Source organism: Thalassotalea psychrophila (genome assembly GCF_031583595.1).
Classification (GTDB): domain Bacteria; phylum Pseudomonadota; class Gammaproteobacteria; order Enterobacterales; family Alteromonadaceae; genus Thalassotalea_A; species Thalassotalea_A psychrophila.
The window spans coordinates 856,368-881,724 of record NZ_CP134145.1 but is presented as its reverse complement, the minus strand read 5'-3'; the positions used below and the strand labels follow the sequence as shown (position 1 = coordinate 881,724).

Here is a 25,357-nt window from a genome sequence, read left to right as displayed (position 1 = left end):
CGAATCATTTTTATTTTCAAGAATTATTATTTAAATAGCTTATTTTTAATAAGCTATTACAAAGTCACACATTAAATAATTGTTACCAAACACTTCATAAACTAGTCATTTAGATATAAAAAAATGTCATTACATTCATCCTGTTAACTTACTTTTCACAGCCTTTTTTGAATTGTAACAGTTCATATTTCAAACTGTAATATTGTGTAAATATGTAATCAAATGTTTAGCGAATGTAATGGATTGTCCATTTAAGTATATGAGAGTTTGAAATGAAAAAATTAGTTTGCGCATTAACTGCGTCTTTGTTCTTGTCTGGTTGTGCGGGAATTATTAATGGTACGAGTGACAATATTACAATTACATCAGTGGAGCCAGGAACAAGAATCTACGTCGATGGTGTTAAGCGCGGCATTGATGATGCTTTAGTTCAAATAGATCGAGGGGAAACTCATACTATAAAAGTTGTAAAAAAAGGTTGTGAACCAGTGATTATTGAAACTGGCGATAAATTTGATGCTACATCATTGTTAGGGATCTTGCTTGACTGGGGAGTTATATCAATCCCTGTAGATCTTATAAGTGGAGCAGCATGGAAAGCATACCCAACTATATATACCGTTTCACCAATTTGCGAAGCTGAAGAAAGCCAAGTAAAAATCGCTGAGTAAGATTAGGAAATTAAATGAAAAAATTCATAATTGTATTATTGAGTTTATTAACTGTTGCTTGTGGCGGTGGAGGCGGTGGCTCTAATAAAGAATCTAACCCAACTCCAACCCCAACTCCTCCAGCAGCTAAAATGCCATCAGGGTTATGGGAGGGAGAGGTTACATATACTGGTGAACGACCAATAGCTGCTTTAGGTATAATTTCATCGACTGGCGAGGCGAGATTTATCTTAGAAACAGGTGAGCAAGATAAATATCAAATATCATTAAATGACGAGAATTATACCGCTGATGGAACTGCGTTTGATGTTTTTGGTAATTTTTATGGTGAAGGTTATATTCAAGGAGGTCATTCTGATAGCGAAATCCAAGGTAAAGCTTATTTTGATAATGTGAACACAAGTTCGTTCGAATTTTTTAAATCTGAATCAAGCAATGATGTGACAACCTTAAGCGATTTGTCTGGAAATTTCACTACACTAGATTACAACTCATCAATAGCAATTGACTCTGAAGGTTTTATCAGTGGTTCTGATGCAAATGGCTGCCAGTATAATGGTGAAATAACACACCCTGATAACACACTTAATGTGTATGTAATTAATTTTACGATAAGCTCTTGTGGAAATCGTTACGATGGTAAATTTAATGGCCTAGCGACTTATGTTCAAATTGATTATGATGTTCCTCAGAAAGGACTAATCTATCAAGCTGACAATGGTTACTTCTCATTTACAAATATCATGATTAAATAAAGTCTTTTGAAAAATATAATGCCCACTTAACTACTTCGTGGGTTTTATTCAAGTCAGGAAAGTTGTTATAACTCATCAAGGAAGAAATTTGGTTTGACATAACGCTATTTGAAGCAGTCATTGAAGGAAAACGATGTGGGCAGAAAAGGATCTACCTCGAATTAAAACTGACAGTTACCCAATGAAAAGTTGGTAACTGTCAGTTCGGTTCTGAGCTTTACACCTAATGTTAGTCTAAGTTGGCTAATAATAGATTTTTAGTCTGCAGAATGTATGCAAATCCACTCTTTTCTCTTTACCAATAAAACAGCCAGAAGTAGTAGATATAGATAATGAAACGAACCACCTGACCTTTCATTGATGCTATTCTCATCAAGTTCGCCATTATCAGTGTTTTGACTTGGATTACTAGTACTATCGAGTGGATCGGTACCTGTTTTTTTTCATCGGCATCTTTATAGCCATCACCGTCATCATCGGTATCTACGCTTTCGCGCGCATCAAATGTGAAGACATCTAAGCTATCTTCAATAAATCCCAATGCGGCAAAATATCAAGCCCCGATAAACCTACCCTGACCTACAACAACGGCGGCTTCTTTTCACATGAATGGATAGCACTGTCGTCGATAGTCCAGACAGTCAAAAACCGTAGTACGTTTAATGCCAATATATTCACCGAACTGTTTGAGTCCAAGAGTGCCAACAACTCAGGCTTCCTCGCGGCGGCCCAGGAAGCTGAAAAGCCATTTTTACCCTACAAGTACACCACGCCAGAAATATAATGATCTGAAAAAAGTGGCTTGATATCTTTTCAATTTTAATTGATTATTACAGTGTAAAGTGTTGATATTTAAATGGTATTGTTATGGATAAATAATACTTCTATTGGTTAAATAAAAGATTAAAAGCAATGAAATATTGCGTTTTTAGCACAACAACAATGAGAATTAAAATATGACTGATGTACTAATAATTGGCGGCGGACACAACGGTTTGGTTTGTGCAAACTATTTGGCCAAGTCGGGTTTGCAAGTTACTATTTTGGAGCGTAATCCAATCGTAGGTGGCGCTGCGATTACAGAAGAATTTCATCCTGGTTTTAAAAACTCTGTTGCTTCTTATACGGTTAGTCTTCTTAATCCCAAAGTTATTAATGATCTTGAATTGCACCGTCATGGCTTAAAAATATTAGAACGAAAAGTTAATAATTTCTGGCCGAATCCTGAAGGCGACTTTTTAGCGTTTACTGTAGGAAGTGAAAACCTTAAAAAGGAGATCGCTCGTTATTCAGAAAATGACGCTAAGTCACTCGATTTATATTTGCGTGATATAGAATTAGTTGCCGATTTAATCCGTGATTTCCTTTTGCAAACGCCTCCGAATGTCGGCGGTGGGATCCGGGATCTTTTAAAAGCTCTCACGCTAGGCAATCGTGCTAGAAAACTTAGAGTTGAAGAAAATCGTGTTGTCATGGATATTTTCACCAAGAGTGTCGATGATTTTCTGAATTTATATTTCGAGAATGAATATGTTAAAGGCGCTTTTGCCTTCGATGGCTTAGTTGGCAACTACGCTAGCCCGTATACACCAGGTTCGGCTTACGTTTTAATGCACCATGCGTTTGGTGAGGTCAATGGCAAAAAAGGTCTTTGGGGTCATGCCGTAGGTGGTATGGGTGCAATTACACAGGCTATGGCTGCTTCTGCTTTAGAAAAAGGCGTAACCATAGAAGTGAATCAATCGGTAAAACGTGTAATTGTCGAAAATGGAAAAGCTATTGGGGTGGAGTTAACAGACGGAAAAACGATTCATGCTAAAGTTGTAGCAGCCAATGTAAACCCAAGTTTGTTATTTAATAAGATGGTAGACGAACAACATTTACCAGAAGATTTCGCACGACGCATTAAACATTATAAAAATGGTTCCGGCACTTTTCGAATGAACGTGGCGCTATCAGAATTACCACAATTTACCTGTCTTAAAAATCAACCGAGAGCAAGTAACGATCATCTAACTGGTGGCATTGTTCTTGGCCCCACAGTTAAGTTTTTAGACCAGTCCTATCGCGACTCGAGAGAATACGGTTGGTCTAAAGTACCATTGATTGAAATGTTAATCCCCTCTACGTTGGATGACAGCTTAGCGCCACCGGGACAGCATGTAGCCAGTTTGTTTTGTCAACAGTTTGATCCTGATATTGATTGGGATCAACACAGAGATGAAGCTGCTGAACTAATTATCGACACGATAGAAGTCTATGCGCCGGGCTTTAAATCAAGTGTGCTTGGCAAGCAGGTTTTAAGTCCGCTCGATTTAGAAAGAAAATTCGGTTTGGTCAAAGGCGATATTATGCACGGTGCTTTGAGTCTCGATCAAATGTTCAGTGCTCGTCCGATGTTAGGTCATGGAGATTATCGTGCACCGATTAAAGGATTATATATGTGTGGTGCTGGAACTCATCCCGGAGGAGGAGTTACTGGTGCGCCAGGGCATAATGCGGCGAAAGAAATTATTCGAGATATTGGTTGAATAAACAATGATAAAAAAGTACTCCTCTCTGGGTATCTTATATGAAGATACCCAGAGAGGAACCTATGAGCTTCAACATCATCAAGAAAGCCCAATGTGGCAAAGTACCTAATCCTAAAAAACAAAGCCTAACCTACAATATCAGCCACGACGACTGACCGTTTGCCTAAAATTGGCTGAGTGTCGAGCACTCTTCAACGCTTCACTCGTCCTCACACAAGCTCCAGCGTTCGGTAAAAGTTAGGTGTTCGGTCGATAAAAACGCATAAAATTCTTCGTGTTAGCATATCGCTTTCGTCGGACCAAGTGACCGAGGCTCGGTAGGGTTTCGGTGCCGACTGGCCTTGCATTTCCGGATGGTGAAAAACGTTATTTTTCCTACACTTACGACACGTAAAAAGGCAATTCCGTTGGCCTCATAATCGGCAAGTCCCCAGTTCAAGTCAGGGAGGACCACCATTTTCATCTTACATTTCTTCGATTTATCTCAGACCATCCGTGCTATTCGGTTTTGGTCAGACTCGTATCTATTACCATATCTCTCTCCATATAAATTAGGTATATATAGCCTAAGAACCAAATTTTTCTATTCATTTTGTTCGAGAAAATTTCAGCTATTCATTTAGTTTTCTCATGTTGCCCACTTAATTTACCATTGAAAACTAATCGACTTAATCATTAGAGAATATGTTTATTTGCATGTTTATTGCAAAAGTCATATTACCGTCTAAGCTAATTAACAAATTTAGGGATTAAATGGCTTCAGCATAAACTCTCATTTAACAATTCCGCAAAATAGTGCTTTACATATTTCACTGATGTATTGATTTTAAAACTATTTTAGTTGCAACGTCACGCAATCCGGTTTGAAAAATCAACGGTTTTATAGTGTATGTTTTTTATGTCTTTGCATGTAAAAAATACAAATTATAAAGTTTAGGATAAATATATGAATATTTTCTTCAAGCATTTAAATAAAACCAGTATTAAATTTGTACCTCAAATATATCAAATAAGTTTTGCTTTTGTACTCACCATATCGTGCTTAATAAGTAGTTCAGCATTAGCTGAAAACATACCAGCAATTGATGCCGACTCGCTCATAAAAAGCATCTCATCAGTTAAAAAAAGCCCCGAAAATGGTGTATATCTAATTCGCTTAAAAGGTAATCCTATTGCGGCTTATAACGGCGGTATAAAGGGATTAAAAGCGACAAAACCTAAACCAAATAAAAAGTTCAATCCAAACAGTAAACATGTTATCGCTTATGGTGATTACCTAACGAATCAACATGATACGTTATTAAAAGAACTTGGTTCACCCAAGAAAATTTACAGTTATAAGTATGCTTATAACGGTTTTTCTGCAGTGTTAACTTCAAGCCAAGTCGCTAAATTGAACTCTAATTCAGATGTTTTAAGCGTAGTCGCAGATGAGAAACTTAAACCAGATACAGTATCTACAGCCTCATTTTTGCAACTTGATGGTATCAATAGTGATGGTTTGTGGGAGCACCTCGGAGGTAAAGACTTCGCAGGTGAAGATATTATTGTCGGTATTATTGATTCCGGTGTATGGCCTGAGTCAGAGAGTTTTTCAGACCGCACAGGAACTAATAAAAACAATAAATCAAATAAATTAAGTTATCAGCAAATACCTGGTTGGCACGGAAAATGTACTCCTGGAGAGTCATTTCCTGCATCTAGTTGTAATCAAAAACTCATTGGTGCGCAGTGGTTTAATTCAGGCTTTGGCGGCGACAAATTAGTAAAATCTCAATTGCCATATGAATATGCTTCAGCGCGCGATGCTGCAGGACACGGTTCACACACAATGAGTACCGCCGCAGGTAATAGTGAAGTAGAAGTATCAATAAATGGCACTAATATCGGTGTTGCAACAGGTATGGCACCTCGCGCAAGAGTCGCTGCATACAAGGTCTGCTGGGGCTACTCAGGCGAAGGTGGTTGTTTTGGTAGCGACAGCGTAGCTGCAATAGATCAGGCGGTTGCCGATGGTGTGGATGTGCTTAACTTTTCAATTAGTGGTTCAAGTACTAGCTTTATGGATCAGGTAGAAATTGCATTTTTATTTGCTGCTGACGCAGGTATATTTGTTGCCGCTTCAGCAGGTAACAGCGGACCTGATGCGAGTACCGTTGCACACAATAGCCCATGGTTAACAACTGTGGCAGCCAGTACACACGACCGTGGTTGGGGAGCTATTATTACTACCAATGGCGATGGCGTAGAGCATGAAGGTGTATCATTAGGCGATGGTGTAGGTCCTGCTGAAATGGTTTATTCTCTTAAAGCTGCTGCTGACGGAAAAGATCTAGAGCAGGTGCGAGAATGTTTCCCTGGTACATTAGATGCGGAAATTGTTGCAGGAAAAATTGTTGTTTGTGATCGTGGTTCAATTGCTCGAGTTGATAAAAGTAAGGCGGTAGCTATGGCCGGCGGTATTGGCATGGTATTGGCTAACGTTTCACCGAGTTCACTTAATGCAGATTTTCATTCAGTTCCTAGTATTCATGTAGATGTTGATACTGGCAATATACTAAGAGCGTATGCCATCAATAATGGTACAGATGGTGGTAGCTTAAGCGCTGGCTCAGCAGTCACTAATGAAGCACCAATGGTTGCTGAATTTTCATCAAGAGGCCCTGCACTTGCAGGCTCTGGTGATTTATTAAAGCCTGATATTATGGCACCAGGCGTTGATGTTATTGCAGCAGTTTCTCCACCAGGAAATGGTGGTGAAAGTTTCTCTGCTTATAGTGGTACTTCTATGTCTAGTCCGCATATGGCCGGTTTAGCGGCTTTAATGAAACAAGCACACCCTACTTGGTCACCTGCGGCGATTAAATCAGCCTTTATGACGACTGCAACCCAAACGACTAATGAAGGTAACCTTATTCCAGGTACTCCATTTGCCTATGGTGCAGGTGCAGTACAACCTAATAAGGCGGTAAACCCAGGCTTAGTTTATGATGCTGGTTGGAATGATTGGTTCTGGTTTTTGTGTGGTACAGGGGCAATCCCAACCATTTGTCCCCCAGGCTCGCCAGATCCAAGTAACATGAACTACCCGTCGATAGCGATTGGCTCATTGGCTGGTAATCAAACCGTAACTCGAACAGTTACAAGTGTGTCTGATGCTTATGCAGTTTACACTCCTGTCGTTGATGGTCTTGAGGGCATAATGGTAAGTTTTGATCCTAAAGTTATTAAAATTCTTCCTGGAGAAAGTGTCACCTATGAAGTTACCTTTAGTAATGTTGATGCTGCTATTGATACCTATGCAACAGGTGGTATTTCATGGGTAGATGGTACACAAATTGTGCGCAGTCCGGTTGCTATTAAACCAGTAAAATTAGCGGCCCCTGCTGAAGTGTTTAGCGATGGTGCCGAAGGTTCTCTAAGTTTCGATATTACTTTTGGTTATAGTGGTAACTATTCTGCTATGCCCCTTGGCTTAGTACCTGCGGCAACTATCGATGGCAATGTTGAAGATGATCCTTCAAACGACTTCAATGTAGCAATACAAACATGCGATTTTGATGGAGGCTTCCCATTTGTCTGTACAGGTATTACTTGGCATGTAGTATTAGCTTCAGTCGACGCTGATATGGTTCGTATTTCATTATTTGATGAATACACTGATGGCGTAGATGATCTTGATTTATACGTTTGGGATGCTGAGGAGAAATTTGTTGGTAGTTCAGGTAATGGTACCAGTGCCGAACAAGTTGATATTGCAGGAGCTGGTAGTCCCTTTTATCTGGTTGCCGTGCACGGATGGCAAACCGATGGTGTTGAGGCTAACTACAGTTTATTTAGCTGGGCCCCCGCAGCAGATGAGGATAATATGACTGTTACAGCACCTACATCAGCTGTGTTAGGTACAACAGAAACTATAACAGTAGAATGGGAAGGATTAGATGCTAAAAAATATCTAGGGGTTATTACCCATAGTGACGGTAGTGTATTTAAACGTACCTTAGTTAATATACAAAACGATTAACCCACTAAGAGTTCAAAGCACTACGTAGTTACTGCGTGGTGCTTTTTTATGCCTGAAAAGTGGTTTTATTCTCATACTGAAATCAATATACATTTCAATTTTTTGTTAGCTGTATCCCTCATAATCGGCAGCTCCCCTATCCAAGTCAAGGGGGCAACATTTAGAAACAATAATGACGCCCTAAACCGTCTATTTTTATATCACCAATTTAATATTAAATAAGCCCCACAAAAGCCCAAACGGCCCAAAAAACATTACCTGTTTGCAACGCCTTATATCTTTGTCTAAGCTTTGAAGTAAAGAATAATGTATAGGGCTTTGAATATTTTGTTGAATAAATTACCGCTAAAGAAAGTCATATGCGTGCAATTGGTTATACTCGGCTTTTTTATAAGCACCGTATCAGCGAAAACTAATTTTTCAGCTACTTATAAAACCGCGAATAAAGTTATTGCTATCGGCGATATTCATGGTGCTTATCCAGAATTTCATGCTCTTTTAACAAAACTTAAACTGATTAATGATAATGCTGATTGGATTGGCGGTAATACATATTTAATTAGCTTAGGCGATTTGCTTGATCGAGGGGCAGATTCGCGCAAAGTTATGGATCTATTGATCAAACTGCAACAACAAGCCCCGAAAAGTGGCGGAATGGTATTGCAGGTGCTAGGTAATCACGAACTAATGGTGACAACTGGTGATCTTAGATATGTATCAAAGGAAGAGTTTTCCGCGTTTATACCAGAAGAAACTAAGCAGCAAAGAGTAAATTTACAGACTCAGTTTAATGCCAACCATCCTAACTTAAGTGAAGATGTTTTGGCAGCAAATTTTACCTCGCAACATCCACCAGGGTTCAGTGCTTTTGTTGCGGCTTTTTTACCGAACGGAAAGTATGGACGCTGGCTTCGTTCAGCTAGACCAGTTATCAAGATCAATGATTCTGTTTTTGTTCATGGCGGCTTATCATCAGATCTGCATGACATGGATTTGACAGAGATAAACAAAATAATTGAGCCTGTTTGGGAATATCAGGAGATTGTCGCCGCTTTACAAGCAAAAGGTATACTTGCTGAAACTGCTGATTTTTGGAATCGAATTGATTACCTTAACAAAGCAATACAGCCCTATATTGATAAAAATAAAAAAAACTCTAGAAATAAAATACCTAAATGGTACAAGGATTTAATTCGTTTACACGAATTGCAAAGTAGCTTTGCGTTTTCCGATAAGAGTCCAATGTGGTATAGAGGTAATGCCTATTGCCATCCTTATAGTGAATCCTTCAACACTGAACGCATACTCAAAAAACTCGGAGCTAAACGCATAGTAGTGGGACACACTCCGTTATACAAAGAGGTGAATAGTCGTTTATCTGGACAAGTCATTCTCGCCGACACCGGCATGTTAAAAAATGTTTATAAAGGCAACGCCAGAGCGGTTGTTATCGATGGCGATATGATAAAAGTTCAAACGTTAGAGTCAAATAGCTTACAGCCAATAATAAGCGAAACTAATCGCTTCAGCGTCGGCTCTAGTTCGATGACAGATGAACAAATTAAAGACTTTTTGTTAACCGCTAAAGTCATCAATTCAGAGCCAATAGGTGTGGGCATAACCAAATCCAACATATTATCTTTAACAAAAGATGGTAAACAGATCAGGGCACTGTTTAAAACCCACGACTCAGACCCTAGATTGGACAACGGTCGATATCCAAATCAAAGGTATGTAGCAGACAGATACCATTATGAAATAGCCGCATTTCGTATTGACCGTATGCTCGACTTAAATCTGGTTCCTGTAGCAGTGCGTAGAAAAATCGACGGGAAATATGGATTGTTGCAATATTGGGTTAATGACTTGATCAGCGAAAAAGAAAGAGAAGAACAAGGCATTGTCTTCGATAGTTATTGCCCACGGCTAGAACAATATATCACTCGTTATATCTTCGATGTTTTGATATATAACGATGATAGAAATCAAACTAATTTAAACTTCTCTAGAAAAGACTTTATGCTATACCTTATCGATCATTCTATCGCCTTTGGTATATCCCAACACCCACCAGATATGTATAAGAAAACAACCCTGAAACTGTCGTCATTGTTTAGAAAAAAATTAACAAGCCTAACCTATGAAAAATTAAACAAAGTGCTTGATGACTTACTAAGCAGCTCACAAATCAAAGCGATTTTAAAGCGCAGAGACTTAATATTATCAACCGCTACCAGTCCTTAAATGGTGATAATTATAGGGTATGTAGTTAATGGATAAACCCAATAACTCACAATCACATAATAACTATAAACCATTAACTTGGATTGAACGATTGTTAGCAAATGGTGCTGATATTAAGCCAGGTGAAGGTTGGAATATTATATTGTTGATGGGGTCGTTGTTTTTTTTACTACTCACAGCTTATCTATTAAAGCCTGTACGGGATACTCTGATTTTAGTGGAAGGCGGCGCAGAAGCGCGTAGTTATGCTGTTGCTCTACAAGTAATAGTCCTTGTTATTTTACTTCCCATTTACGGAGTATTTTCACGTCAATTCAGCAGTCGTACTTTCATGATTTGCATTGCAGTGTTCTTTTCATGCAACCTTTTATTATTTTATATCTTAGGACAAGCAGGATACAAACTTTCGATTCCTTTCTTTCTTTGGCTTGGTGCTTTTGGGGTGCTCATGGTGTCACAATTCTGGGCTTTTACTTCTCAAGTTTATAACAAAAAGTCTGGAGAAAGATTGTTTGCTCTTGTTGCCGTAGGTGCCAGTTTAGGTGCTTGGGTAGGCTCAGCAATATCGAGGATGTTAATGGATTACTTTGACAGTTTCCATATGCTTTTGATAAGTATTATTCCATTACTAGTTTCTGCATTTTTGGCCGCAAATGTAAAGATATACAACACAACAGGTTTTAATGTTGCACCAACTCCAACTAGGCAACAGCCTTCTCTGTTAAGCGGTTTTTCACTGGTAATCAAAAGCCGCTACTTACTGCTGATTGCTATTTTTGTAATTTTAATGAACTGGTGCAGTAGCATTGGAGAATACTTAATGGCGGTATTGGTTGAAACGTTCTATCAGCAAGGGATAGAGATGGGTAACATGGTCGACTCAAAAGAAAGTTATATTGGTAAGTTTTACAGCGAATTTTATTTTTGGGTAAATTTAATTGGTTTATTTATACAGTTTTTTATCGTTTCACGGTTGATCAAATGGGCAGGGTTTAATATCGCTTTTATAGTTACACCTTTATTGATATTTATGGGCTATGGTCTACTAGCATTCTTTCCTTTAGTTACGCTATTTAAAGTCATAAAAATATCCGAAAATGGCCTAAATTATTCATTGCAGAAAACGACTTTGCAGATACTTTTCTTACCAACGACACGTAGGCAACAGTATGAAGCTAGGGCCGTTATTGATACTGTCTGTTGGCGAATTGGCGATTTATTGCAAGCTGCCACTGTGTTTATAGGTTTGAATCTGTTAAATATTTTGCCGAAAAAATTTCTATTTCTGAACCTGTTCTTGACTTTACTTATGCTCATATTGGCATTTTTTATTGGTAAACATTATCAAAGAAAATACAATAGTGAATAGTGAATAGTTAATAGTTAATAGTTAAATATAGAATCTAGATCTAAGAATACGAGAAAATCTATTAGCACATACTAATCAATAGACTGGGCGGTAGCTTACCGCCAGCCTCTTCAAAGTTAACTTTCAAGCAGGTTCACCAAATATTAAGACTAAGTCCAAACCAACAAACGCCACAAATATATTCACGTAATTATATCAGTGATAAATAAACTAAATTCGTGGTAACCACATTCCCATTGTCGCAGAAAAAATACCACCAGCCATTGCTAAAGTTAATACGATAAGAGCAACAGACATTATTATCTTATTCTGGCTGTTATTGCTTTCAGCAGCTTTAAAGTATAACTGCGTAACTGCTAACGGGATAAGGTATTGTGCAAAGCCTAAGAATGTTAAAAATGGGCCTTCAAATGTTTTAGGATCAAACCCTACTGGTGCTTGATGAATCATTAACCACAACATTAAACCAATGCGAAAAAACCACACTCCTCCCATAACAATAAAAAGTCTAATTGCCCAACGGCGGTGTGTTTTTATATCCCGCTTTATTGCGAAATAAACAGCTAAGCTTGCAAATACAATGATTAAAATCGCGTTTAAGCTAATGCTATATTTGCCAATATCACCACCTGCTACCCCGCGAGTCCATACCATAAATAGCCCGCCAACACTTAAAATCAGTGCTGTTAATATATAAATTCGGCCATTTACGCGGTGAAACCTTGGCGCTAATTTTCTAATTTGAGGGATAAGCTGTAATGGCCCACCAATTAAAACGACTAAGGCAAGAAGCAGATGCACTCCGACGGCAATATTACCGATGGTATCGCCAGCTATATAGCCATGAGGCATTACTTTATTCCATTGGGCAAAGTCACCATCTAAGGAAACTCCGCCGTAAAACATCGCGACATAAAATGCAAACATCCATTGGCCGAGCACCGTCACTAAAAACCACATTTTAGCGCTGTGACTTAACCAATTATTACTAGATGAGTGGGCAAATAAATCGTTACCGGTTGTTGTTGCTGCTTGGGTCATTTTATATCCTTGATACAATTATCTAACTTAAATTTCGTATATTTATTGAAAGATATATAGCAAGTAACGCGCCAAAAATAAAAACGTTAAAAAACAATTAGATAAATGCAAAGACAATGTTAAGCGCGCATAATTTATTGATTATTAGTCATTTATACTAATGAATTGTTTGTTTGACGAATAAATTATTTTACATAAGTAAGTTTCATTATCATAAATCAAAATGCTAATGCGATATCATGGATGTGGTTATGATCATGTTATTCGTGCGAAGCAAGCACATAACCTGACCTAACAAGTATGCTGTAATTCTGGGTTAAAATACTATTAAATACATAGCCTATGTTTTGTTAACCTTTTTTAAGACTTCCTCAAAGTATTCTATTAGCATACGCGTGTCGTATCCTATCGAGTCATTAGCTTCTCTACCCGTTAGTCTTTTGGATAGATAGCCCATATCTTTAATATCAACGGTATCAGCTAGCATAACGTTACCTGCTACATCTTTGAATACATACTCGAACGACATGCGTGGGATATATAAATCTTTTAATACACGTATTTCCTGCGTATTGAACCTAGTTTCGCCTGCTAAATCAATATTAGTGAATGTAATATCAATAGTTCCATCAGTTTCTTTAAAGTGGTCTGCTAATGCCTCAGCCAACTTGTTAGCTACACTCTGCTCGAAATCAGACTGTATACCAAAATTACCGGTTTCTATGTCAGTAAAATCATGAGGATTAACCAGTCTTACTGTAGCTAATCCATCAGTTGCTGATACTGTTTTTGGTTCTACAGTTGTGTTTGAGCACGATGCTAATAGCATAATTAGTATTAGTGCTAATGGTTTTTTCATAGTATTTCTCCTACTCCTATATAGGAATAATTTTAGTACCCAATATTTCAGGTGTAAATAGTTAGGCGGATTTGCACCTAACTCGCTTTCCTTCACGTACAAGCCTCCGCGAAGACCAAACATCACAAGTTTTCATTATCAGCAGGCTATCCCATTCAAGCCTCAAAATCGGCAAGTTCTCCATTAAAGTATCTGATGAATTGGGCAGTTAATCCTAATAAACTCCATTATTAGGACGCTTTAATCAAAGGTTCGTTAATCCCCAAATAAAAGCGATCATACCGGTAATACTAATTAAACCAGTATAAGCCATACCGACCATACAATACTTAATTGTGGTGATGATATAGCCTTGTTTATAAACTCGTTTTTGCATAATGAATAAGTAAATAGGTATCCAAATCAATAGTCCTGTTGCTAACATATTAAATGTTGCATCAAGCCAAAACAAAGAAGCAGGCAGTTGGTCTTGCAACATATCAATAACTTCAAGCAAAAATATAATGAAAAACACAAAGCTGTGGCTATGTAGGGCTACCGTTAAATGTTCCATATAGAAGCGCTTGGAGAACAAATACATAATTTTCAGTAACGCAGCAAATAAAGGTAATAACACAAACATTAATTGCGGTAATTTACTTATAATTTGCTGCAGTAAAGGTCCCGTATCTGATTGCAATGCCTTTGAAGCTTTCTTTTCTAACTGGCTGGCAAAACCGTTAAGTTTTTCATTCTCTTGAACGGATAAGAATGGCAATGTAATGGTGCCATCACCACTGTTACCAATACTCAGCAAATTAACTTTCTCGCCATTTCTTACTTTGGTAATCTGCTTGATCAAATTAGTATATTGTTTTTGATCTTTGGGTATTAATGGTTTACCTGACTTTAATTGTCGAAATTCCAAAGCAACCAGTTCGCCAGCAATGGCTTTTAGAATTTTATCGTCCTGGTTAGCCAGATCGGTTTGATAGTTATTGAACTTATCCAATGCTAGGTTCAGTCGTTGCAACTCTTCTATTTGGGCTTGCGACTCTTCGGGCTGAGAAGTTAACAATACAGCACGTTGCTGCTCTAATTCACCGATGTGATTCGTCACTTTCACCAATGCAGTTTCATCACTTTTAATGTTAATCACGCCATTGTTTTCGCTGGCGGCAAAAAACTTCAAGGTGATAAAAAAGACGATACTGATAAATAGATACAGTCTAAGTGGTGGTACATAATGGACTCTTCGGCCAAGTATATATTCATTAGTAAGAAAACCTGGACGGGTTATTAATGGCCACACTGTACGACTTGCCCGAGAATCAAAACTAAATATATCGTCGAGTAGGTGTAATATTACTAACCAAAAATATTTAATTGTCGAATCTGTTCCTTGCCCACATTGAGCACAAAAAGGGCCGGTGAGGGGCGAGTGACAATTACTACAACTAGGTTTGTTATCACCCCCTATATCGGTTGAACTTAACTGCGTATGTTGAATATCTGTGTTGGTCATAATAACTAAATGCTCTATTTAGATATGTCCTCTAAACGAACAACATTGAGAACATAAATGAGTAATTACAATAATTTAATTAATTTTATTGACTTTATTATTGAATAAAAACGACTATATTCATACTTTTACACAATTAAACTGAAATATATGCATCACTATCTGGTTAATTGTAAATTCTCTGTTAAATTTAAATAGTTACATTTTATCAAAATATTATAAAACGACATCCATAATAAGGAGAAATACAATGGCGTTTGAAGTGACTTTCGAGTTAAAAGAATCAGACTTAGAACATTTTCGCGGTGTTATGCGCAAAGCCCAAGCAGGCGCAAAACAATTAACCGAGCAGGTGATTTTAGCCAATGCGAAAAAGCTAATCAAAGATGTAGAAGGGAATGTTCCAGCTTTTGTCAGCGAACGAATTGAAAAATTAGAAACCCTTATCGCGATGATCGAAGACAGTGAATGGAAAATTCCAGAAGAAGAACGCGGCGATGTATTAAGTGCTCTAGCTTATTTCAGTGATCCTGAAGATTTAGTACCTGATCATATTCCTGTACTTGGCTTTTTAGATGACGCTATTATGATTGAATTGGTGGCCGAAGATTTAAAAGACGATATTGAGGCGTTTGATGAATTTTGTGCGTACCGTATTCGTGAACAAGACAGATCTGGTGATGAAACGATTACCAGAGATGAATGGCTAGATGCTAAACGTCGTGAATTGCACTCACGAATGAGAAACCGTCGTTCTTCTCGTCGTGGTGGTGGATCATCATTTCGTTCTATATTTTAACCTTATAAAACCTACACAAAATTTAAAAGCCTTTATTTTATTAATAAAGGCTTTCTTCAAATAACATTATTTTGTTGCTTTACTTAGACATTATTAAATCATAATTTTTATAAAACATCATTTTGGCTGTCACTTGCTCAAGTTAAGCACTTAAATTTATATACCTAAAAAGTTCCCAACGTTTTAGCAGCCATCACGATTATGATACTGCAGGTCCCTTTCCCTGCTCAGGGAAGGCCTTAAACAACACTTATAAAGATTCTAAAAATTTAAGATAAATGGTCCGACGAACTGCCTTTTACTCATAGAATTAAGTTTCATGTTAACTAACCCCAATGATTTCACCATTTTCCAACAGTTTTACTTTGGTAGCCGCGGGCTCTTTTGGTAATCCTGGCATGCGCATGATATTACCCGTTAGCACGACTAAAAACCCTGCTCCGGCATTAACTTGAATATTTCTCACCGTAACCTGAAAATCTCTGGGTCGACCGTGTAAAAGCGGATCATCGGAAAGTGAGCTTGGCGCTTTGGCAATACAAATAGGTAAATGTTCAAGTTGTAAATGCTGCACATGATGTAAGTCTTTTTCAGCTGCTTTAGTCAAGGCAATATCTTTCGCTCCATACATAGCCTTACAAACCTTACTAATTTTATCAAACACTGAATCATCCAGTTCATACATAGGTGTAAAAGGTTTCGACTTAGCCGCGGCAAGTTTAACTTTTTCAGCCAATTCGATAGAGCCTTTACCCCCTTCGGTAAAGTGATTGCTTTCAGCAAACAAAATACCTTTTGCTTCAACGTGCTTTCTAATAATGGCGATTTCTTCATCGCTGTCATCGGCAAATCGATTTAAAGCAACAACTGGTTCTTTATTGAATAATTCAACACTTTCAATGTGCTTATCAAGATTATCCAATCCTTGTTCAACAAATTCTAAATTCACTGTGGTTAGATGGCGTTTATCCATGCCTCCGTGCATTTTTAACGCCCTAACTGTGGTCACTAACACCACAGCAGCAGGATCAAGTTCAGCGATTCTACATTTTATATCAAAGAATTTTTCAGCGCCTAAATCAAAACCAAAGCCAGCTTCTGTAACTGCCCACTCGGCATGATGCATTGCCATTTTAGTCGCCAAAATACTATTACAACCATGGGCGATATTAGCAAATGGTCCTCCGTGAATAAAGGTTGGTGTACCCTCCAGGGTCTGTACTAAGTTAGGATGTAATGCGTCTCTTAACAATGCCAATAAAGCACCGGTAATACCTAGTGCTCTTACAAACACAGGTTGATCAGAATAACTGTAACCGATAAGAGTATTATTTAAGCGACGTTCTAAATCTTTGAAACCTTTTGTTAAGCATAAAATCGCCATAATTTCAGAAGCGGCGGTGATATCAAAGCCCCCTTCCCTTGGAATGCCCTGCATCTTACCCCCAAGGCCAAGCACTATATTTCTCAGGCTTCTGTCATTCATGTCCATGACTCGGCGCCAGACTATTTGACGCGGATCGATATTAAGTGCATTGCCATGAAACACATGATTATCAATAGTGGCAGAGATCATATTATTGGCGCTGGTTATGGCATGAAAATCACCGGTAAAATGAAGATTGATACGTTCTACTGGCAGCACTTGTGAGTAGCCTCCACCAGTAGCACCACCTTTCATCCCCATACAAGGGCCTAAAGAGGGCTCGCGCAATGCTAGGCAAACAGAATCACCTAACTGGGTAAAAGCTTGGCCAAGACCAATGGTTGTTGTGGTTTTACCTTCACCGGCAGGTGTTGGTGTGGTAGCAGAAACTAAGATTAACTTACTGTTTTTTTGTTTCGATTCTTGCTTCAGTGCATCGATATTAATTTTAGTAATGTCACGGCCGAAGGGGATTAAAAACTGCTCGTCGATATTCAACGATTTGGTTATTTCTGTTATATCTTTAGTCTGACATTGTTTGGCAATTTCATTATCGGTGAGCATAATTAATTCCTAAATAGTTATTCTTATTGAATTATTATCTTTGCCAATGAACTATCCCTAAAACAAAATACAAGGTACGAAGATAATTAATACCATTTTAGTACAAAATCTGACTATCACCATTATTAACAAAAAGGCGCTATATTAGCGTAAGCTATTAACTGACAAAGAAAAATTATATCTATAAGATCACTAGTCTAAGGTTTCCGAGCTACAATTTGTGCTATCGCTTGTGAGCCTTGTCCTTCGCCTTTACTCACAATGCCTTCAAAGTAGTGCAACACTTCCCAACCCGAAAACTGCTGCAATAATTCATTGTGTTTCAATAAAAAGTTTGGGTTTTTAGGTCGTCCAAATTGAGGGTGTTCTGTAGTAAAGGTTTCATAGATAACCAAACCACCAGGTTGTATTGATGTTTTGATGCTTTCGAACAAGGGGCGATGTAAATAGCGGTATACAATAACTGCAGAAAAGCATTTATCAGATAAAGGACTGGTATTTTCATCTTCAAAGTCCACTTGCCATAGCTCAGTTTTTCCAGAAGGCACTGAATTTACACTTGTATCTGAAATTTTGTCTAACGACATTTTATTTCTATCTGCAAAAGTAACCGATATATCATTACTAGCCAAGTACAGACCATTTCGACCACTGCCACAAGCCAAATCGAGTACAGAAAGTTCTGTACTGAGCTTTTTGACCTCTGCTAAATACTCAGTCAGTAATGATGAATGTGGTTCAACGGTGTCAATGTTAGGTATCATCAAATGGCTCTATTTTTTTTAATGTGTGCATTACTATCCCATAAAAAACAATAATTATAACCATCCAGTAAATGTCTTATTCCTCAAAGCATTATTAGATCAGCCACGCACTGTAACTATCTATTAAAAAACAGTATCTTGATAAAATATATCTTTTTGATTTTTCCATTTTCTGTTTTTTTGTGCATAATGAATTAAATAGAAAAATAATAATAAGGGATGCCCTATGACAACAAAAAAAAGACAACCTAAGAAAAAACCAACAAAACATAAAGAAGCAAAGACGCAAACTAAGTGGTCAGATAATGTGTTTCTTTATACGGTATTTATTGTTGTGCCATTGCTTGTAGTATTGCTATTAGTTCTTTAATTTAAAGTGATCAGTCGAGTTAAGTACTTACGTTATTACGTCCTGATTTTTTAGCTTTATACAAAGCCTGGTCGGCAACCTTCAGTGTTTGCTCAAAATCTTGTTTTTGAGTTCTTTTAGCGACACCAATTGAAATGGTTACACTTACCTTTTTATTACTCGTTTTGTTATGAGTTCGCTCATCTTTAGTTTGTCTTTTAGGATCTCTAATAACCATTTTATAGTTAGCAATTAATTTACGAATGCGCTCTAATTCTTGTTTGCTTTGCTCAAGCGATTTTCTAGGAAATACAATAGTGAACTCTTCGCCGCCATAACGAAAAACTTTACCGCCTTTTTTTACTTCGGTTAATTTACTGGCAACCAGCTTTAATACTTGATCGCCAATATCATGACCATATTTATCATTAAACTTTTTAAAATGATCAATATCTACCATAGAGACGCTATATGAGTTGCCTAACGAAAGTGATAATTGTTTTAGTGCACGCCTAGATGGCAAACCAGTTAATTCATCACGATAAGCTAAGGAATAAGAGTCGATAACCACAACAAGGATATAGTAACTAACCAATATCGTCAGGATAATACTCCATGGCAGGTTTATTAATTGATAATGCTCAAACCCCCAAACAAGTGTACTTACCAAGAGCGCCACAACTGATAAACTTGCGGTGCTTATACTTCGCCAGAGCAGCAGTAAAACAACACTAAATAATGGCACTTCGATGGGTAAATATGTCCCCCAATTTTCCGGGTACTGATTGGCATTTAAATACATAGAAAATACATCAGAAGTAAATAGCCACAAATAGGCAATAAAGCCACACAGCCCGAGTAAAATTATTCGGTAAAAACCATGGATTGAGAATACACCGCGATCTTTAATCAGCCCTAAAAAACCACAGACTAAAAATCCATTTACAACTAGCCAATTCTTATTGTCGAAAAGCCAAGGTGACCATGCCATGTTGGCATTAATAGTGAGATAAAAAAGTCCTAAAATTGCGCTAAGAAAGGCAATGCTACTGTGACTAAAATAAGAAGAAAACAAAATGGTGATAATAAACAACCCATATAAAGATTGTTCAAAAATTGAAATTTTGGCAAGCCAGTACTGTTGGGTTTCCATTACTCCCAAAAAAACAGCTGCGATGATGAGCAAACTACTTAATGTGGCTTTTAATCCCTTAGCAACATTTACCAAACAAAGCTCCGTATTAACAATCTAAAACTTATTTATTATTCAACATTATCATAATGTTGTTTTGTTTAGAGAGTAATTCTAGTTTATTTTTAAAAATAGTTTTAAAAATATTTCTTTAATGCCTGTTTGGGTATAAATGAAGTTGTAATGCAACTACTTGTGTTTCGCCCAAGGATCAAATTTTCCAGCATTACGTTCACGTGTTTTTTCTGCTTTTTTCACTCTAACTTCTTCTGCATGCTCAAGTGTTAACGCAAGTGGCTCTCTTGCCTCTAATCCGTCTCTGAACCCTCTAGCTCTTGGTGGCATTTCAAACTCTTTGTCGTCAGGCTTTGGCATTCTTTTAAATTTATACAAATAAAAGTCTTCGAGTTTTTCTCGAGCCCATTCAGTTTTCTTTAAGAATTTTAAACTTGAAGTGATACTTGGGTTGGTTTTAAAACAATTGATATTGGTATACGCAGCTAAAATTTCAAAGCCATAATGATCGACTAATTCATTAACTAACACATCAAGCTTTAAACCATGTAACGGATTATTTTGTTGTTCTGCAACTGTACTCATTAAAATTCCTGATGAACTTGTTAATTACGTAATACCAATTCTAATAACTGATTATAAATTCAGTTAGCCTAATTAGATAGTTTTATCCTATAAACTATAACAAGACTAAAAATAAAGTAGCAAAGTAGATATAGCCACTTTATTATCTCTATTAAGAGCAACATAATGATAACGAAGAAAAATTAATGGCTAAAAAATATTACGTAGTTTGGAAAGGCGAAAAAACAGGCGTCTTTAATGACTGGTCAACAGTGCAATCATTAACATCTGGAAGAGCTGATGCACAGTTTATGGGCTTTCCATCAAAAGATGAAGCACAACAAGCCTTTCAATCTACCTATAGCAAAGCATTGATGAAGCGCTCTTTAACAAAAACGCCTAATCAATCTTCGCCCCCAACCACTACATCAAAACCGGTAAGTAAACTTAAAGCGACTTCGCCTGCGAAGGTTGCAGATCTTAATATTTATTGTGATGGTGCATGCTCACCCAATCCAGGCAAGTCAGGAACAGGTATGGCTGTTTATGAAAAAGACACATTAATTGAGCTTTGGTATGGGTTGCATCAAGTTATGGGCACTAACAATACCGCGGAGTTAAATGGCATGCTAGAAGCATTTCGTTATGCTGCCCCACATATTGCTAAAGGGAAAACGGTACAAGTACTATCAGATTCAAAATACTCAATTGATTGCATTACTAAGTGGGCAAAAGGGTGGCAGGCTAAAGGCTGGACTCGCGGTAAAAATGAAGAAATTAAAAACCTTGAAATCATTAAAGAGGGTTTTTCTTTATATGAGCAACTAAAAACTAACTTGATAATTAAGCATGTAAAAGGTCATGCCAACATTGAGGGCAATGAGCTTTCCGATCGCATGGCAGTATTGGCGAGAAAGAAAAAACAGTTAGGCTTTATTCAATATATAGATACATTAGATATTAATTCAATTTTAGCAATGGAATCTGGTTAATTTTCAATTTATTTATTAGGTGACAAAGTTTTAAGTCTCAGTTAAATTTAGTATAAATAACAAGCTCTTCATAACGTTATTAACGCATGGAAATCTAGATGAATATAATAAAATCACTCAACTATCTTGCATTAATTTTTTTGCTGGCAAGTTGTGGCAGCGATTCTTCCAATAACAGTAATGACAAAGACCAAGCATATAAAATTATAGAATTAGATACGCCGGCAGCATCAACTGAAGGCTTTCGTAAAGCAAACAATGCAGATGAAACGTTATCTACAATTCGTAATAATATGCTCTACTCAGCAAATTATTTCTACTTTAATGGTGCATCTGACATCAATCCTGAGGTGGTTGCAGCCGAGTCTGCACCAACTAGCTCTACAGACGATTCAGGATCTAATTTTTCAAAAACCAATTTGATAGAAGCAGGTGTAGATGAAGCCGACAGGGTAAAGTACGATGGTGATAATCTATATATTTTAGCCGAACAAGGTTATGGTTATGCTCATGTTGGTACAGTTGGTGGTGATGATGTATCAATAGCAGAGCCTGTAGACAATACTTCCTGGTATTCTGAAAAATCCTATATTCGAATAATGGAAGCTAATGAAAATAATCAAACTATTGAGATCAGCCGTATTGAGTCTACTGACAATTATAATTTTCAATCGTTGTATTTAAATGATAAGCAACTCACTGTTTTTGCTAATGATTATCATTACAATGAGGTTACTGATGATTGGGGAATAAGCAACTACCAATCTAGAGAAAGCCTGCATATTTTTACCTACGATACAAGCGTTCCAGCAATTCCAACGTTAACAAAGTCCATTGAAATTGAAGGTTATTTATTACAAAGCCGCCGCATTGATAATAAACTCTATGTAATCAGTTCTTACAACCCAAACCAGCCTGAACTAACTTTTCCTGCACCGGAAACTGATGATGAATATAAGGCAAATGAAGAGCAATTAGCAGCATTACCCACAGAGCACTTATTGCCAATGATCCGTTTTGACAATCAAGATGTAAAACTACTCAATCAACCTGAAGACTGTTATATACCTGCAGATAACACTAGTAACTCAGTAAATGGAAATATCATAAATATCAGTGTTTTTGATTTAACGGCCCCAGAACAATACAGTTCAACTTGTATTAATGGCTACTACCACGATTTTTACATGTCTGAGAACGCTATTTACCTTACCTCTACTATTTGGTCTGAAGAGCATAACGAAAGCAATACGGTTATTCAGCAAATGCAACTTAACGAAAATGGCGTAGACTACCGTTCAACCGGTATTGTGCCAGGTTACTTAGGGCAAGGTGCAAAATTTAGAATAAATGAAAACAATGGCTTAGTGCGCATTGTCACAACTAAAAGAGTTGATGACGAAAATGATAGGCTTGATCATCAACTGTTTTTATTGCAAACAAATGATGAAAATAACCAGCTAGAAGCTATTGGTCAGTTACCTAATAACAGCCGTTCTAAAGAAATAGGTAAAGCCAATGAAGATATTTTTGCGGTACGATTCTTTCAAGATCGTGTATATGTTGTGACCTTTGAACGTACAGATCCCCTTTATGTAATTGACTTATCCAATCCTGACGATCCGCTTATTGCTGGTGAATTGGAAATCCCTGGATTTTCTACCTATTTACATCCACTTGGAGAAAATTATTTATTTGGTATTGGCCAAGAAGGTGATGGTCGTGACGGCGTAAAATTAGGCTTGTTTGATATTTCGCAACTAGATCAACCCAAGCAATTGGCAAGTACAGTTATTGGCGATAGATACAGTTGGAGCCAAGCACTTTATGAGCATCATGCAATTTCAATATTAAATACGGAAGCAAGCAAATATCGCTTAGCCTTTCCTGTGGAAGTAAACCTTTCAGACAGTAGTGTCGGCTATAGTAATTGGGATCATACTGGCTTGTACCTTTTTGATCTTGATTTAAAAAATGAGCAAAACCCGATTAGTAATACAGGCGTGATCAAAGCTGAACAACGCAACCAAGAGCGTAGCTATCCTTACTATTACTCTAATGGTCGCAGTGTCATCGATGGCGATAACATTCACTATATTCATGGCCCATTTGTGTTCTCTGGTGTATGGCAGCAGCCAGAATTAGCAGTTGGCCCTCAGTAACATTACAATTTTTGGCGAATTAGAGTTGTATTTTTGACTTAAAAGCATAACTGAAGTTAATAATAAAAAGTATATAGAACCACCACTGCTACTTTTTTCCTCTTCTACAGGTTCAGTTTCAACTGGCTCAGTTTCAACTGGTGTTGTTTCAACTGGTGTTGTTTCAACTGGTGTTGTTTCAACTGGTGTTGTTTCAACTGGCTCAGTTTCAACTGGATCCGTTTCAACTGGATCCGTTTCAACTGGATCCGTTTCAACTGGATCCGTTTCAACCGGATCCGTTTCAACCGGATCCGTTTCAACTGGAGTCGATTCGTCAACATTAACTGAAGTGATATCAGAGCTCGCAGATTCATTAAAAGATCTATCTATTGCTACTACATAATATTCATAACTAAGATCTGCTTCTACAGATTCATCCAGATATTCACTTGCATATAGGTTGCTTGCTAGCAGTTGAAACTCCTCTCCATTTTTTGAACGATATAAGCGATATTCTTCAATTGAATCAGTTAAATCTTGATGCCAAGCCAATTCGATATCGTTGTCAATTACGGTCAAAACAAAATTTTCTGGTCTGCTAGGAGCTAATGTATCTACTACAGTTTTAAAGTATTCATTGCCATAGGTACCTTGCCCCGTATATAACTCATAACCCGCACGAACAGACTTAACCCATAAGTTCGAAGCGGCCACTTTTTCTGTGGCAAGCTTTTGTTCACTTACCGGTAATTCAATATAGTTTAAATATTCTTTAGTTACATCAACGAAAAGCTTTAATGAATGATCTAAATATGGTGCTACGTTGTTATTATCTATCGGAATAAATTTGATATGAACTTTATTGTCTTTAGTACCACTATTTTGGAAAAACTTGTAACGCACCGCCCACTGATATTCAACATTATCAATAGTAAGCGAAAATGGGTGTAAAGAGCTGTCAGCATTTCTCGCAAACCACCAATAAGAGTTATTATCGGCTTTTTCTTTATCTTCAAAACTATCTTGTTTATAGCTCTCTAATTTAATCACTAGATCATAGTCACGGTCAGCATCAACAGGCTCTAAATTTTCATTTCCGGCATCAAAAATTACATTAATGGTCGCCCACCATTTATCATCACTGTCATTAGAGTTTTGTTGAAAAGTTTTCCATTGTAACCTTAAGCTATCATCTAAATTTGCTATTTGTACCGGCATGCCTGTTAAGGCAACACTACCAGGTTTCCAGCTACCACTAGCTTTAACACCGCCAACAGTGCCCTGAACATAAGAATCCATGCCAGAGCCACCTTGGTCGATATAGCTAAGTGAAAAGGCAGCGCCATTAACCTCCACTGAATTTTCATCATAAGTCATCACACTACCATCATTGAAAAGGTTGTTGGTTAGCGAGTAATGATCAGATTTTATTATCGTGGTTGCGCTAGTTACCTCAGCAGCATAACTCACATTTGACAGATAAGCTGTCACGATTAAAATTGGTAGCTTAACTAACAAGATCATCTTATTATTTAACATCTGTAATC

18 protein-coding genes are annotated in these 25,357 nt (G+C 37.4%); 10 read left to right on the top strand and 8 right to left on the bottom strand.

Annotated features, from left to right (window positions below):
* The first annotated feature begins 272 nt into the window (after nt 1-272).
* The 6 genes from RGQ13_RS03705 (at nt 273) to RGQ13_RS03680 (ending at nt 11,597) form a co-directional block, all read left to right on the top strand.
* On the top strand, nt 273-671 hold the full coding sequence (locus RGQ13_RS03705; protein ID WP_348392214.1) for a peptidase associated/transthyretin-like domain-containing protein: 399 nt from the start codon (nt 273-275) through the stop codon (nt 669-671).
* 14 nt (nt 672-685) lie between these two features.
* Complete coding sequence (locus RGQ13_RS03700) at nt 686-1,426, top strand: hypothetical protein (RefSeq protein WP_348392213.1); 741 nt, start codon at nt 686-688, stop codon at nt 1,424-1,426.
* 956 nt (nt 1,427-2,382) lie between these two features.
* On the top strand, nt 2,383-3,957 hold the full coding sequence (locus RGQ13_RS03695; RefSeq protein WP_348392212.1) for a phytoene desaturase family protein: 1,575 nt from the start codon (nt 2,383-2,385) through the stop codon (nt 3,955-3,957).
* Between the two features lie 949 nt (nt 3,958-4,906).
* Entirely contained in the window at nt 4,907-7,984 is a 3,078-nt protein-coding gene (locus RGQ13_RS03690; RefSeq protein ID WP_348392211.1) for a S8 family peptidase, read from the top strand.
* Nucleotides 7,985-8,347: 363 nt separating this feature from the next.
* Nucleotides 8,348-10,228 (top strand): metallophosphoesterase, encoded by a 1,881-nt coding sequence (locus RGQ13_RS03685; protein WP_348392210.1) that lies wholly within the window; start codon nt 8,348-8,350, stop codon nt 10,226-10,228.
* Between the two features lie 28 nt (nt 10,229-10,256).
* The gene (locus RGQ13_RS03680; RefSeq protein WP_348392209.1) at nt 10,257-11,597 is read left to right on the top strand and encodes an NTP/NDP exchange transporter; all 1,341 of its coding nucleotides are present in this window, start codon (nt 10,257-10,259) and stop codon (nt 11,595-11,597) included.
* Nucleotides 11,598-11,807: 210 nt separating this feature from the next.
* On the opposite strand, the gene RGQ13_RS03675 is transcribed toward RGQ13_RS03680, so the two are convergent.
* The 3 genes from RGQ13_RS03675 to RGQ13_RS03665 form a co-directional block, all read right to left on the bottom strand.
* Nucleotides 11,808-12,638 carry a DUF2306 domain-containing protein gene (locus tag RGQ13_RS03675; RefSeq protein WP_348392208.1) on the bottom strand — a complete coding sequence of 277 codons (831 nt, stop codon included), beginning with the start codon at nt 12,636-12,638 and terminating at the stop codon, nt 11,808-11,810.
* Between the two features lie 340 nt (nt 12,639-12,978).
* Nucleotides 12,979-13,497, bottom strand: coding sequence for a DUF3016 domain-containing protein (locus tag RGQ13_RS03670; RefSeq protein WP_348392207.1), 519 nt, complete (start codon nt 13,495-13,497; stop codon nt 12,979-12,981).
* 244 nt (nt 13,498-13,741) lie between these two features.
* Nucleotides 13,742-15,001 carry a DUF3667 domain-containing protein gene (locus RGQ13_RS03665; RefSeq protein ID WP_348392206.1) on the bottom strand — a complete coding sequence of 420 codons (1,260 nt, stop codon included), beginning with the start codon at nt 14,999-15,001 and terminating at the stop codon, nt 13,742-13,744.
* Between the two features lie 250 nt (nt 15,002-15,251).
* Between RGQ13_RS03665 and RGQ13_RS03660 the strand changes: the two genes are divergently transcribed.
* The gene (locus tag RGQ13_RS03660) at nt 15,252-15,800 is read left to right on the top strand and encodes a YkvA family protein (protein WP_348392205.1); all 549 of its coding nucleotides are present in this window, start codon (nt 15,252-15,254) and stop codon (nt 15,798-15,800) included.
* Between the two features lie 322 nt (nt 15,801-16,122).
* On the opposite strand, the gene RGQ13_RS03655 is transcribed toward RGQ13_RS03660, so the two are convergent.
* Nucleotides 16,123-17,790: a formate--tetrahydrofolate ligase gene (locus tag RGQ13_RS03655; RefSeq protein ID WP_348392204.1), complete on the bottom strand. Its 1,668-nt coding sequence runs from the start codon at nt 17,788-17,790 to the stop codon at nt 16,123-16,125.
* Nucleotides 17,791-17,987: 197 nt separating this feature from the next.
* A complete protein-coding gene (locus tag RGQ13_RS03650; protein ID WP_348392203.1) occupies nt 17,988-18,554 on the bottom strand; it encodes a methyltransferase domain-containing protein in 567 nt (188 codons plus the stop codon).
* A 226-nt stretch (nt 18,555-18,780) separates the two neighbouring features.
* Between RGQ13_RS03650 and RGQ13_RS03645 the strand changes: the two genes are divergently transcribed.
* A complete protein-coding gene (locus RGQ13_RS03645; RefSeq protein WP_348392202.1) occupies nt 18,781-18,924 on the top strand; it encodes a hypothetical protein in 144 nt (47 codons plus the stop codon).
* A gap of 19 nt (nt 18,925-18,943) precedes the next feature.
* Here RGQ13_RS03645 and RGQ13_RS03640 read toward each other — a convergent pair whose 3' ends face one another.
* Together RGQ13_RS03640 and RGQ13_RS03635 are read right to left on the bottom strand one after the other, a co-directional pair.
* Nucleotides 18,944-20,056: a GGDEF domain-containing protein gene (locus tag RGQ13_RS03640; protein WP_348392201.1), complete on the bottom strand. Its 1,113-nt coding sequence runs from the start codon at nt 20,054-20,056 to the stop codon at nt 18,944-18,946.
* A gap of 228 nt (nt 20,057-20,284) precedes the next feature.
* On the bottom strand, nt 20,285-20,695 hold the full coding sequence (locus RGQ13_RS03635) for a VF530 family protein (RefSeq protein ID WP_348392200.1): 411 nt from the start codon (nt 20,693-20,695) through the stop codon (nt 20,285-20,287).
* A 185-nt stretch (nt 20,696-20,880) separates the two neighbouring features.
* Here RGQ13_RS03635 and RGQ13_RS03630 point away from each other — a divergent pair, with 185 nt between their 5' ends.
* Both RGQ13_RS03630 and RGQ13_RS03625 read left to right on the top strand, forming a co-directional pair.
* Entirely contained in the window at nt 20,881-21,666 is a 786-nt protein-coding gene (locus RGQ13_RS03630) for a ribonuclease H family protein (protein WP_348392199.1), read from the top strand.
* A 98-nt stretch (nt 21,667-21,764) separates the two neighbouring features.
* The gene (locus tag RGQ13_RS03625; RefSeq protein WP_348392198.1) at nt 21,765-23,828 is read left to right on the top strand and encodes a beta-propeller domain-containing protein; all 2,064 of its coding nucleotides are present in this window, start codon (nt 21,765-21,767) and stop codon (nt 23,826-23,828) included.
* Here the strand turns inward: RGQ13_RS03625 and RGQ13_RS03620 are convergent.
* Nucleotides 23,808-25,349 carry a hypothetical protein gene (locus RGQ13_RS03620; protein ID WP_348392197.1) on the bottom strand — a complete coding sequence of 514 codons (1,542 nt, stop codon included), beginning with the start codon at nt 25,347-25,349 and terminating at the stop codon, nt 23,808-23,810. The two genes, RGQ13_RS03625 and RGQ13_RS03620, sit on opposite strands and share 21 nt — an antisense overlap.
* Between the last annotated feature and the right edge of the window lie 8 nt (nt 25,350-25,357).